General features: G+C 58.6%; 11 protein-coding genes. 4 read left to right on the top strand and 7 right to left on the bottom strand.

The window, feature by feature from the left end:
- The 7 genes from rsmG to rpmH all read right to left on the bottom strand — a co-directional run.
- Positions 1-629: 16S rRNA (guanine(527)-N(7))-methyltransferase RsmG (rsmG, locus tag APH35_RS26995; protein ID WP_060515789.1), on the bottom strand; the 629-nt coding region annotated here is incomplete at its 3' end.
- Positions 626-2,518: a tRNA uridine-5-carboxymethylaminomethyl(34) synthesis enzyme MnmG gene (mnmG, locus tag APH35_RS27000; protein WP_012274915.1), complete on the bottom strand. Its 1,893-nt coding sequence runs from the start codon at positions 2,516-2,518 to the stop codon at positions 626-628. The genes rsmG and mnmG, both read right to left, overlap by 4 nt.
- Before the next feature lie 516 nt (positions 2,519-3,034).
- Positions 3,035-4,405, bottom strand: coding sequence for a tRNA uridine-5-carboxymethylaminomethyl(34) synthesis GTPase MnmE (gene mnmE, locus APH35_RS27005; protein WP_012274916.1), 1,371 nt, complete (start codon positions 4,403-4,405; stop codon positions 3,035-3,037).
- Between the two features lie 88 nt (positions 4,406-4,493).
- A complete protein-coding gene (gene yidC, locus APH35_RS27010; protein WP_012274917.1) occupies positions 4,494-6,176 on the bottom strand; it encodes a membrane protein insertase YidC in 1,683 nt (560 codons plus the stop codon).
- Positions 6,177-6,178: 2 nt separating this feature from the next.
- Complete coding sequence (gene yidD, locus APH35_RS28700; RefSeq protein ID WP_015268406.1) at positions 6,179-6,424, bottom strand: membrane protein insertion efficiency factor YidD; 246 nt, start codon at positions 6,422-6,424, stop codon at positions 6,179-6,181.
- On the bottom strand, positions 6,417-6,821 hold the full coding sequence (gene rnpA / locus APH35_RS27015) for a ribonuclease P protein component (RefSeq protein ID WP_060515790.1): 405 nt from the start codon (positions 6,819-6,821) through the stop codon (positions 6,417-6,419). The genes yidD and rnpA overlap by 8 nt, the downstream gene beginning before the upstream one ends.
- A gap of 13 nt (positions 6,822-6,834) precedes the next feature.
- The gene (rpmH, locus tag APH35_RS28705) at positions 6,835-6,969 is read right to left on the bottom strand and encodes a 50S ribosomal protein L34 (protein ID WP_003253163.1); all 135 of its coding nucleotides are present in this window, start codon (positions 6,967-6,969) and stop codon (positions 6,835-6,837) included.
- A 595-nt stretch (positions 6,970-7,564) separates the two neighbouring features.
- Between rpmH and dnaA the strand changes: the two genes are divergently transcribed.
- From dnaA to gyrB, 4 genes are read left to right on the top strand one after another with little or no spacing between them, the layout of a single operon-like run.
- On the top strand, positions 7,565-9,097 hold the full coding sequence (gene dnaA / locus APH35_RS27020) for a chromosomal replication initiator protein DnaA (protein ID WP_012269841.1): 1,533 nt from the start codon (positions 7,565-7,567) through the stop codon (positions 9,095-9,097).
- 40 nt (positions 9,098-9,137) lie between these two features.
- Positions 9,138-10,241 carry a DNA polymerase III subunit beta gene (gene dnaN, locus APH35_RS27025; RefSeq protein ID WP_016712777.1) on the top strand — a complete coding sequence of 368 codons (1,104 nt, stop codon included), beginning with the start codon at positions 9,138-9,140 and terminating at the stop codon, positions 10,239-10,241.
- A 15-nt stretch (positions 10,242-10,256) separates the two neighbouring features.
- Positions 10,257-11,360, top strand: a complete 1,104-nt coding sequence (gene recF / locus APH35_RS27030) for a DNA replication/repair protein RecF (protein WP_012269843.1) — start codon at positions 10,257-10,259, stop codon at positions 11,358-11,360.
- Positions 11,361-11,364: 4 nt separating this feature from the next.
- The gene (gene gyrB, locus APH35_RS27035) at positions 11,365-13,785 is read left to right on the top strand and encodes a DNA topoisomerase (ATP-hydrolyzing) subunit B (RefSeq protein ID WP_012269844.1); all 2,421 of its coding nucleotides are present in this window, start codon (positions 11,365-11,367) and stop codon (positions 13,783-13,785) included.
- Positions 13,786-13,792 lie beyond the last annotated feature (7 nt).

The following is a 13,792-nucleotide window of genomic DNA, read 5'->3' on the forward strand; positions in this document are numbered from 1 at the left end:
AGCAGATGGCGCTGGCCCTGGCAACCCGGAACGGTCAGGGCCTGTTCGCTTTCCACTGTGAAGTCTGCGGGCAATGCTACCAGTTCATCGGCAGGATGCAGCCCCTTCATTGCAAGCCATTGCGTCCCGGTGTCGCCCAAGTGGCGGGTCCAGTTGGTGAAGTTCTCCATGCTGCTGAAGGCGCGGGAGATGATTCCGTCGAACGGTTGTGCCGGCTGGAAGGCTTCCACTCGGCTGTGGATAACCGTGAGGTTGTCCAGCTTCAACTCCATTTTCACCTGGGTCAGGAAGCGCGTCTTCTTGCCATTGGCGTCCAGCACGGTCACCCGCTTGTGCGGATGCAGGATAGCCAACGGGATACCAGGCATGCCACCGCCACTGCCGACGTCCAGCCAATTGTCACGCTCGTTGTGGATAAACGACATGACGCTGAGGCTGTCCAGCAGGTGACGCGACACCATCTCATCCGGGTCGCGCACGGCGGTGAGGTTGTAGGCTTTGTTCCATTTGATCAGCAGGGCCAGGTAGCCGAGCAGCTTTTCGTGATGCTCTGCGCTCAGCTCGACTCCGAGCTGCCGTGCACCTGTGGACAACTCTTCAGCGTGTTGCGGGGTGACCAGGGAACTCAAGCGCTTTGCTCCAATTCGCGGCCAGCGCCGCGTTTTTTCAAGTGAATCAGCAACAGGGAAATCGCCGCCGGGGTCACGCCCGGGATGCGCGAAGCCTGGCCCAGGGTTTCTGGGCGGGTCTGACCCAGTTTGCCCTGGATCTCCTTGGACAGGCCGGAAATGGTCGAGTAGTCGATATCCACAGGCAGCCGCGTGTCTTCGCTGGCGCGCAGACGGGCGATCTCATCTTGCTGGCGGTCGATGTAGCCGGCGTACTTGGTACGGATTTCGACCTGCTCGGCGACCTGTGGATCGATTGCTTCACCGCCAGTCGCCTCGATCAGGCCAGCGTAGTCGATTTCTGGGCGAGCGAGCAGGTTGAGCAGGCTGTATTCGTGGCTGAGCGGGGTACCGAACTTATCCACAATGGCCTGGCCTTGCTCGGTGTTCGGGCGTACCCAGGTCGACTTCAGGCGCTGTTCCTCACGCTCGATGCCGTCGCGCTTGGCGCAGAAGGCAGCCCAGCGCTGGTCATCGATCAGGCCAAGTTCACGGCCTTTTTCGGTCAAGCGCAAGTCGGCGTTGTCTTCGCGCAGGATCAGGCGGTACTCGGCACGCGAGGTGAACATGCGGTACGGCTCCTGGGTACCCAGGGTAATCAGGTCGTCGACCAGTACACCGATGTACGCCTCGTCGCGGCGCGGGCACCAGCTGTCGCGGCCCTGCGCACGCAGTGCGGCGTTGGTCCCGGCCAGCAGGCCTTGGGCACCGGCTTCTTCGTAACCGGTGGTGCCGTTGATCTGCCCGGCGAAGAACAGGCCGCCGATGACTTTGGTCTCAAGGCTGTACTTCAGGTCACGCGGGTCGAAGTAGTCGTACTCGATGGCATAGCCAGGGCGCACGATGTGGGCGTTTTCCATACCGCGGATCGAACGCACCAGCTCCAGTTGCACGTCGAACGGCAGCGACGTGGAAATACCGTTGGGGTACAGCTCATGGGTGGTCAGGCCTTCCGGCTCGATGAACACCTGGTGGCTGTCCTTGTCGGCGAAGCGGTGAATCTTGTCTTCGATCGATGGGCAATAACGCGGGCCGACACCTTCGATCACACCCGAGTACATCGGCGAACGGTCGAGGTTCGACGCGATGATCTCGTGGGTGCGTGCATTGGTGTGGGTAATCCAGCAGCTCACCTGACGGGGATGCATTTCGGCATTGCCCATGAACGACATCACCGGGATCGGTGTATCGCCTGGCTGCTCGGTCATCACCGAGAAGTCCACCGAGCGGCCGTCGATGCGTGGCGGGGTCCCGGTTTTCAGGCGGCCTACACGCAGCGGCAGTTCACGCATGCGGTGGGCCAAGGCGATCGAGGGTGGATCGCCGGCACGGCCGCCGGAATGGTTTTGCAGACCAATGTGGATAAGGCCGCCGAGGAAGGTACCGGTCGTCAATACCACCGATTCGGCGAAGAAACGCAGACCCATCTGGGTCACCACACCTTTGACCTGGTCCTGCTCGACGATCAGGTCGTCGCAGGACTGCTGGAATATCCACAGGTTCGGCTGGTTTTCAAGGATTTCACGCACCACCGCCTTGTAGATGGCGCGGTCGGCCTGCGCACGGGTGGCGCGTACGGCCGGGCCCTTGCGGTTGTTCAAAACGCGGAACTGGATGCCGCTCTTGTCGGTGGCCAGCGCCATGGCGCCGCCTAGGGCATCGATCTCTTTGACCAGATGGCTTTTGCCAATACCGCCGATGGCGGGGTTGCAGCTCATGTGACCGAGGGTTTCCACGTTATGGGTCAACAGCAGGGTTTTCACACCCATGCGTGCAGACGCAAGCGCAGCCTCGGTACCGGCATGGCCGCCGCCGATGACGATCACTTCAAAACGGGAAGGGAAATCCACCACGCACCTCGTGCCTGTTTTTGCGAATAGAAAAGGTAAGCCGACAAGTATAGGGACTTCACACCCTTTAAAGAAACCGTCTGAGCAAATTTTGACCAGTCTGTGGATGAGTGGCGCACAACAGAAATCAACAAGAAGAAATTTATAAAAGCTTTGTTTTTATGTTTATTCTTATGCACAAGGATATCTGTGGATAAATCCTCGTAGGCTAGGAATGACGCTGTGTAGAGGAAAATTAAACCCTGTGTCTGGAGTGCCATGAGGGCTTTGGATAACGTCATTTAGCCTGTGGATTAAATGACGTTTTACCCACAGGCGGTTTTGCCCTCAGAAAAAAAGCCTGCTTATCAACTGAGCTGAAGGCGGGTTTTCCACAGGGCTCCTGAGTACGGTTTTCAGACAGGTCCGCTTGCACTGGTGCTCGGGACACCGGACTACAGTCATCTCCTGCAACGAATTTCAGGCAAAAAAAAGCCGCTCCCGAAGAAGCGGCGCTTGGCCTTGCCTGGCTGTGGATTACTTGCCGATGCAGAAGCTGGAGAAAATCCGCCCCAGCAGGTCATCCGAGCTGAATGCCCCGGTAATTTCCCCCAGGGCATGCTGTGCCTGGCGCAAGTCTTCAGCCAGGAGCTCTCCTGCGCCCGCCAAGGTCAATTGGGCACGGCCGTGCTCCAGATGCTCGCTAGCCTGGCGCAAGGCATCCAGGTGGCGCCGGCGGGCACTGAAGCCACTCTCTGCAGTCTGTTCGTAACCCATACAGGCCTTGAGATGGTCGCGCAGCAGTTGCAACCCCGTGTCGTCGCCCTTGGCGCTGAGGGTAATGGTCACATGGCCGTCATCGCACTGCTCCAGCCCTACGTGCTCACCACTCAGATCAGCCTTGTTACGAATCAGCGTGACCTTGGCCGGGTCTGGCCGCTGGTCGAGAAACTCGGGCCACAGCGCGAATGGGTCGCTTGCTTCGGGCGCGGTGGAGTCGACCACCAGCAGCACACGATCAGCCTCGCCAATGGCCTTCAGGGCGCGTTCCACACCGATTTTCTCCACATGGTCATCGGTATCACGCAAACCGGCGGTATCGACCACATGCAGCGGCATACCGTCGATGTGGATATGTTCACGCAGGATGTCCCGGGTGGTGCCGGCGATATCGGTGACGATGGCTGCTTCCCGACCGGCCAGCTGGTTCAGCAAGCTTGATTTTCCAGCATTGGGCCGGCCGGCGATAACCACAGTCATACCGTCACGCAGCAATGCCCCCTGCCCGGCCTCACGCTGCACGGTGGATAACTCGCCGCGCACAGCATCGAGCATCGACAGTACGTGGCCATCGGCGAGAAAGTCGATTTCCTCCTCAGGGAAGTCGATCGCCGCCTCGACGTAGATGCGCAGGGCAATCAAGGCCTCGGTCAGGCTGTGCACACGCTTGGAGAATTCCCCCTGCAGCGAGCGCAGGGCATTGCGCGCCGCCTGGCTGGAACTGGCCTCGATCAGGTCGGCGATGGCTTCTGCCTGAGCCAGGTCGAGCTTGTCGTTGAGGAACGCGCGCTCGCTGAATTCACCCGGCCGGGCGAGCCGGCACCCCACTTGTACACAGCGCTGCAGCAGCATGTCGAGGACCACTGGGCCGCCATGGCCCTGCAGTTCGAGCACGTCCTCACCCGTGAACGAATTCGGCCCAGGGAAGAACAGCGCTATCCCTTCGTCCAGCACAAGCCCGTCATCGTCGCGGAACGGGCCGTAATGGGCATGCCGCGGGGTCAGCGTGCGACCGGTGATCAACTGGCCTGCCTTGCCAGCCAAGGGGCCGGACAGCCTGACAATACCTACACCACCGCGGCCTTGGGCGGTGGCGATGGCGGCGATGGTTTCACGCACAGTGTTCATGCTCGAAAGCCTCTACGACAAATACGACAGATAGCAAAAACGCCCCACTAGGGGGCGTTTTTTATTCACAGGCTAGCGTACTAGCCCGTCAAGCAGCAGCTTTTTTGGTAGCTGCTTCGATACGGCGAGTGATGTACCACTGCTGCGAAATCGACAGGCAGTTGTTCACAACCCAGTACAGCACCAGACCGGCCGGGAACCACAGGAAGAAGAAGGTGAAGATGATCGGCATCATTTTCATCACCTTGGCCTGCATCGGATCCGGCGGCGTCGGGTTCAGGCGCTGCTGGATGAACATGGTGGCGCCCATGATGATCGGCAGGATGAAGAACGGATCCTTGATCGACAGGTCGGTAATCCACAGCATCCACGGAGCCTGGCGCATTTCCACGCTTTCCAGCAGTACCCAGTACAAGGCCAGGAAGACCGGCATCTGTACCAGGATCGGCAGGCAGCCGCCCAGCGGGTTGATCTTCTCTTTCTTGTACAGCTCCATCATCGCCTGGGACATCTTCTGGCGATCGTCACCGAAGCGTTCCTTCAGGGCGGCGAGCTTAGGTGCAACGGCACGCATACGGGCCATGGAGCGGTAGCTGGCAGCCGACAGAGGGAAGAACAGGCCTTTGATCAGCATGGTCAGCACGATGATCGACCAGCCCCAGTTACCCAGGAGGCTGTGGATATGTTGCAGCAGCCAGAAGATCGGTTGGGCGATGAACCACAGGAAGCCGTAGTCGACGGTCAGTTCCAGGCCTGGGGACAACTCTTTCAGCTTGGACTGAATCTTCGGGCCGGCGTACAGCATGGCGCTGGTTTCGACCTTGCCACCAGCAGGCACGCTGATTACGGGGCCGGTGTAGCCAATGATGTAGTTACCCTGGCTGTCCTTGCGGGTCTGAACAACGTTGTTGTCCGACTTGGCCGGAATCCAGGCGGTGACGAAGTAGTGCTGCAGCCAGGCAACCCAGCCGCCGGACACATTTTCTTTCAAACCACCTTTGTCGATGTCCTTCATCGAGACCTTTTTGTAAGGCTCGGAAGCTGTCCACAGGGCTGCACCCAGGTAGGTCGCAGTACCGGTGGCGGTGCTGGAAGAAGGATCGCCGCTGGCGTCACGCTTGAGCTGGGCAAACATGTTGCCGCTCCAGGCCTGGCCGCTCTGGTTGTCGATCAGGTAGCTGACATTCAGGTCGTACTCACCGCGCTTGAAGCTGAAGCGCTTGATGTAGTTGACACCGTTGTCGCTGAACTTCAGGTCGACCACCAGTTGTTCCTGGCCGTCGGCCAGCTGGTAGCTCTTCTGCTCGGCGGCATACAGCGGGCGACCGCTGGCGCGGGCATCCGGGCCGTTGGCGCCGGTCAGGCCGCTTTGTGCCAGGTAAACACGCTCACCACCATTGTCGAACAACTGGAACGGAATGTCCGGGTGGTCTTGACGGCGTGGGTACTTCGGCAGGTTCAACTGGACGATGTCACCACCGACCGGATCGATAGCCAGTTCCAGAACGTCGGTCTTGACTCGGATCAGGTCCTTGCTGAGTGCGACCGGTGCCAGTTCGGCAGGGCTCGATTCGGCGTTGGCGCTCGGTACATCGGCGCTGGCACCGTTGTTACCGGCCGGCACGCCATCGGGCAAGCCCGGAGCAACAGTGCTGGCAGCAGTATTCTGAGTCGGCAGGGCAGCCTGGCCGTAGTCATCGTTCCACTTCAGGACCATGACGTAGGACACGACTGCCAGCGCGGCGATCAGGATCGTGCGTTTAATATCCATGATTACTCGGCTATCGAAGAAGTTCGGGAGGAAGGAGCGGGTGGAACGGGGTCGAAACCGCCGTCATTCCACGGATGACAACGCCCCAGGCGACGAACGGCCAGCCACCCACCACGCCAGAGGCCATGGTTTTCAATGGCTTCATATGCGTAACAGGAGCAACTGGGGAAAAAACGACAGTGATTGGCCATCAGTGGACTAATGGCGTAACGGTAAAACTGGATCGGAACGAGTGCCAGTTTACGCATCTTGGCTGTCTACCCCTGCGGAATTGGCGGTGGCTGCTGGTGCTGGCCGGCTGCGCGCCAGGCGTTTCCAGAGCTTGCCAAAGTGTTGGTGCAATTCCGGGTTTTCAATCTCACCCAATCCCTTGCGCGCGACGATCACGATGTCCAGGCCGGCAAGCGATTGCTGGTTCAGACGAAAGGAATCGCGCATCAAGCGCTTGAGGCGGTTGCGTTGAACGGCGAGCTTGACGCTCTTCTTGCCGATTACCAGGCCTAGGCGTGGATGATCGAGGCCGTTCTCGCGAGCAAGGATCAGCAGGTTTTTCCCTGGAACCTTGCCGGTTGGGGAGTCGAAGACCGCTTTGAAATGCCGGGGTGTAAGCAGTCGCTTTTCCCGACTGAAGTCCTGACTCACCACCTGTGCCGAAAAATCAAATGGCCAGACGCTTACGGCCTTTGGCACGACGACGCGACAGAACAGCACGGCCGTTCTTGGTAGCCATACGGGCACGGAAACCGTGGGTGCGGGCGCGCTTGATGGTGCTTGGTTGGAAAGTACGTTTCATGGCGTGTTACCTGGTTTGTCGACGACGGGCCGGGATGGCCCCCTTTTTAAGAGACCGGCGATTCTAGAGAAAGCAAGCCCATAGGTCAATTTCCAACCAGTCATTCCATATAGAGCGTGTGATGGACGGTGCCTGTTCGATCATCCCCAGGGCGTCCTTGATCGGACACACGAATCGGGGACAACATGAAAAAAAAGAAGAGACATATAAAAAGCTTTTCTGAAGAACTTATAAATCTTAAGTGGATAACCTTCTGTGGATAACCTTATACAGGCCTTGAAAACCGGGATGTACAGAGTTTTGAAACCTTGTTCTCAACCGGTGCTGCGCTTGTTTTCATCGTGATCGAAAGCTGTGGATTAAAATGGTGATTATCCACAGGCGATTTATCAACAGGCAGGCACCCAGGGTTGTGCATAGCCCTCATGGCTGCTTATCCACAGGGCTTATGCACAGTGCCAGAATGACGTTTTGGTCGATAAATGGCTGTTTTGTCTTGGATCCTAACGTGTCCACATGTGGATAACTGGACGCTCGACCGGTACAATGGCGGTTTGTTTTTGCCTCATCCGGCTTTCAAACTCAGGGGATATCCGTGTCAGTGGAACTTTGGCAGCAGTGCGTGGAGCTTCTGCGCGATGAACTGCCTGCCCAGCAATTCAACACCTGGATCCGTCCGCTACAGGTCGAAGCCGAAGGCGACGAGTTGCGCGTCTATGCGCCTAACCGTTTCGTTCTCGATTGGGTCAATGAAAAATACCTGGGGCGCTTGCTCGAGCTGTTGGGCGAAAACGGCAGCGGCATTGCACCTGCCCTTTCCTTATTAATAGGTAGCCGCCGCAGTTCGGCTCCCCGGGCTGCGCCTAACGCGCCGGTCAGCGCCGCCGTGGCGGCCTCGCTGGCGCAGACCCAGGCACACAAAGCTGCCCCGACACCAGCAGCGGTCGAGCCAATTGCTGTGGCCGCAGCCGAGCCGGTGCTGGTCGACGAACTGGCCGAGCCGTCTTCACGTGACAGCTTCGATGCCATGGCCGAGCCCGCTTCGGCACCTGCCAGTAGTGGCCGCGCCGAACAGCGCACCGTGCAGGTTGAAGGCGCGCTCAAGCACACCAGTTACCTGAACCGTACCTTTACCTTCGACACTTTCGTTGAAGGTAAGTCGAACCAGCTGGCGCGCGCGGCTGCCTGGCAGGTGGCGGACAACCCCAAGCATGGCTACAACCCGCTGTTCCTTTATGGCGGCGTGGGCCTGGGTAAAACCCACCTTATGCATGCTGTGGGTAACCACCTGCTCAAGAAAAACCCGAATGCCAAGGTGGTCTACCTGCATTCGGAGCGCTTCGTTGCGGACATGGTCAAAGCGCTGCAGCTCAATGCCATCAACGAATTCAAGCGTTTCTACCGTTCGGTGGATGCGTTGCTGATCGACGATATCCAGTTCTTCGCCCGCAAAGAGCGCTCGCAGGAAGAGTTTTTCCACACCTTCAACGCTCTGCTTGAGGGTGGCCAGCAGGTGATCCTTACCTCTGACCGCTACCCCAAAGAGATCGAAGGCCTGGAAGAGCGGCTGAAGTCGCGCTTTGGTTGGGGCCTGACGGTGGCTGTCGAGCCACCGGAGCTGGAAACCCGCGTGGCAATCCTGATGAAAAAGGCCGACCAGGCCAAGGTCGAGCTGCCGCATGATGCCGCGTTCTTCATTGCCCAGCGCATTCGCTCCAACGTACGGGAGCTGGAAGGCGCACTGAAGCGGGTGATTGCCCATTCGCACTTCATGGGCCGCGATATCACCATCGAGCTGATCCGTGAATCGCTGAAGGACCTGCTGGCGCTGCAGGATAAATTGGTCAGTGTGGATAATATTCAGCGAACCGTCGCCGAGTACTACAAGATCAAAATCTCCGATCTGCTGTCCAAGCGGCGTTCGCGTTCTGTCGCACGGCCACGTCAGGTGGCCATGGCCCTCTCCAAGGAGCTGACCAACCACAGCCTGCCGGAAATCGGCGACATGTTTGGTGGCCGCGACCATACGACCGTGCTGCACGCCTGCCGCAAGATCAACGAACTGAAGGAATCCGACGCGGACATCCGCGAGGACTACAAGAACCTGCTGCGGACGCTGACGACCTGATGGCCGTCTGCGCAGCTAATTGAAGGCAAGGGACTAGACCATGCATTTCACCATTCAACGCGAAGCCCTGTTGAAACCCCTGCAACTGGTCGCCGGTGTCGTCGAGCGCCGTCAGACCTTGCCGGTCCTGTCCAACGTATTGCTGGTCGTGCAAGGCCAGCAACTGTCGTTGACCGGTACCGACCTGGAAGTCGAGCTGGTAGGCCGGGTGCAACTGGAAGAGCCGGCCGAGCCTGGCGAAATCACTGTCCCGGCGCGTAAGCTGATGGACATCTGCAAAAGCCTGCCGAACGACGCCCTGATCGATATCAAGGTCGATGAGCAGAAATTGTTGGTCAAGGCCGGCCGCAGCCGCTTTACGCTGTCGACCCTGCCAGCCAATGACTTCCCGACCGTGGAAGAAGGCCCGGGCTCGCTGACCTGCAACCTTGAGCAGAGCAAGCTGCGCCGCCTGATCGAGCGCACCAGCTTCGCCATGGCCCAGCAGGATGTTCGTTATTACCTCAACGGCATGCTGCTTGAGGTTTCCCGCAACACCCTGCGTGCGGTATCCACCGATGGTCACCGTCTGGCGCTCTGCTCCATGACTGCGCCGATCGAGCAGGATGATCGCCATCAGGTCATCGTGCCACGTAAAGGTATCCTGGAGTTGGCGCGCCTGCTGACTGACCCGGAAGGCATGGTCAGCATCGTCCTGGGCCAGCACCACATACGCGCCACAACTGGCGAGTTCACCTTTACCTCCAAGCTGGTGGACGGCAAGTTCCCGGACTACGAGCGCGTCCTGCCAAAAGGCGGCGACAAGCTGGTGGTCGGCGATCGTCAGGCACTGCGTGAAGCCTTCAGCCGTACGGCGATTCTTTCCAATGAAAAGTACCGCGGTATTCGCCTGCAACTGGCGGCTGGCCAACTGAAGATCCAGGCTAACAACCCCGAGCAGGAAGAAGCTGAAGAAGAAATCAGCGTGGACTACGAAGGCAGTTCGCTGGAAATTGGCTTCAACGTCAGCTACCTGCTGGACGTGCTGGGCGTGATGACTACCGAGCAAGTTCGTCTGATCCTGTCCGATTCCAACAGCAGTGCACTGCTGCAGGAAGCTGGCAATGACGATTCTTCCTACGTTGTCATGCCGATGCGCCTGTAACCTGTAGCAGGCGAAATGTCCCTTCGACGTATCATGGTCACCGCGGTGCGCAACTTGCACCCGGTGACACTCTTACCCTCCCCCCGAATCAACATCCTTTACGGCGCCAACGGTAGCGGCAAGACCAGCGTGCTTGAAGCTGTGCACTTGCTCGGGCTGGCACGTTCATTTCGCAGTAGTCGCCTGAACCCGGTCATCCAGTACGAACAGCCTGCCTGTACCGTATTTGGTGAAGTCGAGTTGACCGAAGGCGGCACCTGCAAACTGGGTGTATCCCGAGAGCGCCAGGGGGAGTTCACTATCCGCATCGATGGTCAGAATGCGCGCAGTGCCGCGCAACTGGCAGAGCTGCTGCCGCTTCAGCTTATCAACCCAGACAGTTTCCGGCTGTTGGAAGGTGCCCCGAAAATACGCCGCCAGTTCCTTGATTGGGGGGTGTTCCACGTGGAACCTCGTTTTCTGCCAGCCTGGCAACGGCTGCAGAAGGCGCTGCGGCAGCGGAACTCATGGTTGCGTCATGGTACACTTGACCCAGCTTCGCAAGCCGCCTGGGACCGGGAATTGTGCCTGGCCAGCGCGGAAATAGATGAATACCGTCGCAACTACATCAAGGCCTTGAAGCCTGTCTTCGAGCGAACCCTGAGCGAACTGGTCGAGCTGGACGGGTTGACCCTAAGCTACTACCGAGGCTGGGACAAGGACCGGGAACTGCAAGAAGTACTCGCATCCTCTCTCCTTCGCGATCAGCAGATGGGCCATACCCAGGCCGGTCCGCAGCGTGCTGATCTGCGTCTTCGCCTGGCTGGCAACAACGCAGCTGACATCCTGTCGCGTGGTCAGCAGAAGCTGGTGGTATGCGCACTGCGCATTGCTCAAGGCCACCTCGTTAGTCAGGCTCGCCGCGGTCATTGTATTTATCTCGTGGATGACTTGCCGTCCGAACTGGATGACCAGCATCGCCGCGCGCTGTGTCGCTTGCTTGAAGAATTACGCTGCCAGGTGTTCATCACCTGTGTAGATCACGAATTACTGAGGGAAGGCTGGCAGACGGAAACGCCAGTTGCTTTGTTCCACGTGGAACAAGGCCGTATCACCCAGACCCACGACCATCGGGAGTGAAGGCATGAGCGAAAATCAAACGTACGACTCCTCCAGCATCAAGGTGCTGAAAGGTTTGGATGCCGTACGCAAGCGTCCCGGCATGTACATTGGCGACACCGATGATGGTAGCGGCCTGCACCACATGGTCTTCGAGGTGGTCGACAACTCGATCGACGAAGCCCTCGCCGGGCACTGCGATGACATCACCGTCATCATCCACACGGACGAATCCATCAGCGTGCGCGACAACGGTCGTGGCATTCCGGTCGACGTACATAAAGAAGAAGGCGTTTCTGCGGCAGAGGTCATCATGACCGTACTGCACGCCGGCGGTAAGTTCGATGACAACTCCTACAAAGTATCCGGCGGTCTGCACGGTGTAGGTGTATCGGTTGTTAACGCCCTGTCCGAGAAGCTGGTTCTGACCGTTCGCCGTAGCGGCAAGATCTGGGAACAGACCTACGTTCACGGTGTTCCACAAGCGCCTATGGCGGTTGTCGGCGACAGCGAAACCACGGGTACCCACATCCACTTCAAGCCATCGGCTGAAACCTTCAAGAATATTCACTTCAGCTGGGACATCCTGGCCAAGCGTATTCGTGAGTTGTCGTTCCTCAACTCGGGCGTTGGCATTCTGCTGAAGGATGAGCGCAGCGGTAAGGAAGAGTTCTTCAAGTACGAAGGCGGCCTGCGTGCGTTCGTCGAGTACCTGAACACCAACAAGACGCCGGTCAACTCCCAGGTATTCCACTTCAACGTCCAGCGCGACGATGGCGTGGGTGTTGAGGTCGCTCTGCAGTGGAACGACAGCTTCAACGAAAACCTGCTGTGCTTCACCAACAACATTCCGCAGCGTGACGGCGGTACCCACTTGGTGGGCTTCCGGTCCTCGCTGACCCGTAGCTTGAACAGCTACATCGAGCAGGAAGGCTTGGCCAAGAAGAACAAGGTGGCAACCACCGGCGACGACGCCCGTGAAGGCCTGACCGCGATCATCTCGGTGAAGGTGCCGGACCCCAAGTTCAGCTCGCAGACCAAGGACAAGCTGGTCTCCTCGGAGGTGAAAACCGCCGTGGAACAAGAGATGAACAAGTACTTCGCCGACTTCCTGCTGGAAAACCCGAACGAGGCCAAGGCCGTCGTTGGCAAGATGATCGACGCCGCCCGCGCCCGTGAAGCCGCGCGTAAAGCCCGTGAGATGACTCGCCGCAAAGGGGCGCTGGATATCGCTGGCCTGCCGGGCAAGTTGGCGGATTGCCAAGAGAAGGACCCTGCCCTCTCTGAACTGTACCTGGTGGAGGGTGACTCCGCGGGTGGCTCGGCCAAGCAAGGTCGTAACCGTCGTACCCAGGCGATCCTGCCGTTGAAGGGTAAAATCCTCAACGTCGAGAAAGCGCGTTTCGACAAGATGATCTCGTCCCAGGAAGTGGGCACGCTGATCACTGCGCTGGGCTGCGGTATTGGCCGCGAAGAGTACAACATCGACAAACTGCGTTATCACAACATCATCATCATGACCGATGCTGACGTTGACGGTTCGCACATCCGTACCCTGCTGCTGACCTTCTTCTTCCGTCAGTTGCCGGAGCTGGTCGAGCGCGGCTACATCTACATTGCCCAGCCACCGTTGTACAAGGTGAAGAAGGGCAAGCAGGAGCAGTACATCAAGGACGACGAGGCCATGGAAGAGTACATGACCCAGTCGGCCCTGGAGGATGCCAGCCTGCACCTGGACGAATCGGCACCTGCGGTTTCCGGTGTGCAGCTGGAAGCACTGGTGAATGAGTTCCGTAGCGTAATGAAGACGCTCAAGCGCCTGTCGCGCTTGTATCCGGAAGAGCTGACCGAGCACTTCATCTACCTGCCGGAGGTGACCCTGGAGCAGTTGGGTGACCACGCGGTGATGCAAGCCTGGCTGGCTAAGTTCCAGGAGCGTCTGAACAGCAGCCAGAAGTCTGGCCTGGTTTACAAAGCTAGCCTGCGCGAAGACAAAGAGCGCAACGTATGGCTGCCAGAAGTGGAAGTCACCTCTCACGGCCTGGCCAGCTACGTCACCTTCAACCGCGACTTCTTCGGCAGCAATGACTACCGTACCGTGGTCAACATTGGCTCCAAGCTGTCCAGCCTGTTGGGTGAAGGTGCTTACGTTCAGCGCGGTGAACGCCGCAAGGCAATTGTCGAGTTCAAGGAAGGCCTGGATTGGCTGATGAACGAGACAACCAAGCGCCACACTATCCAGCGATACAAAGGGCTGGGTGAAATGAACCCGGACCAGCTGTGGGAAACCACCATGGACCCGACCGTTCGCCGTATGCTGAAGGTCACTATCGAAGATGCGATCGCTGCGGACCAGATCTTCAACACCCTGATGGGGGACGCGGTCGAGCCGCGTCGTGACTTCATCGAAAGTAACGCGCTGTCGGTGTCGAACCTGGACTTCTGATCAGGTG

This window comes from Pseudomonas sp. NBRC 111132 (assembly GCF_001320565.1).
Taxonomy (GTDB): Bacteria; Pseudomonadota; Gammaproteobacteria; order Pseudomonadales; family Pseudomonadaceae; genus Aquipseudomonas; species Aquipseudomonas putida_P.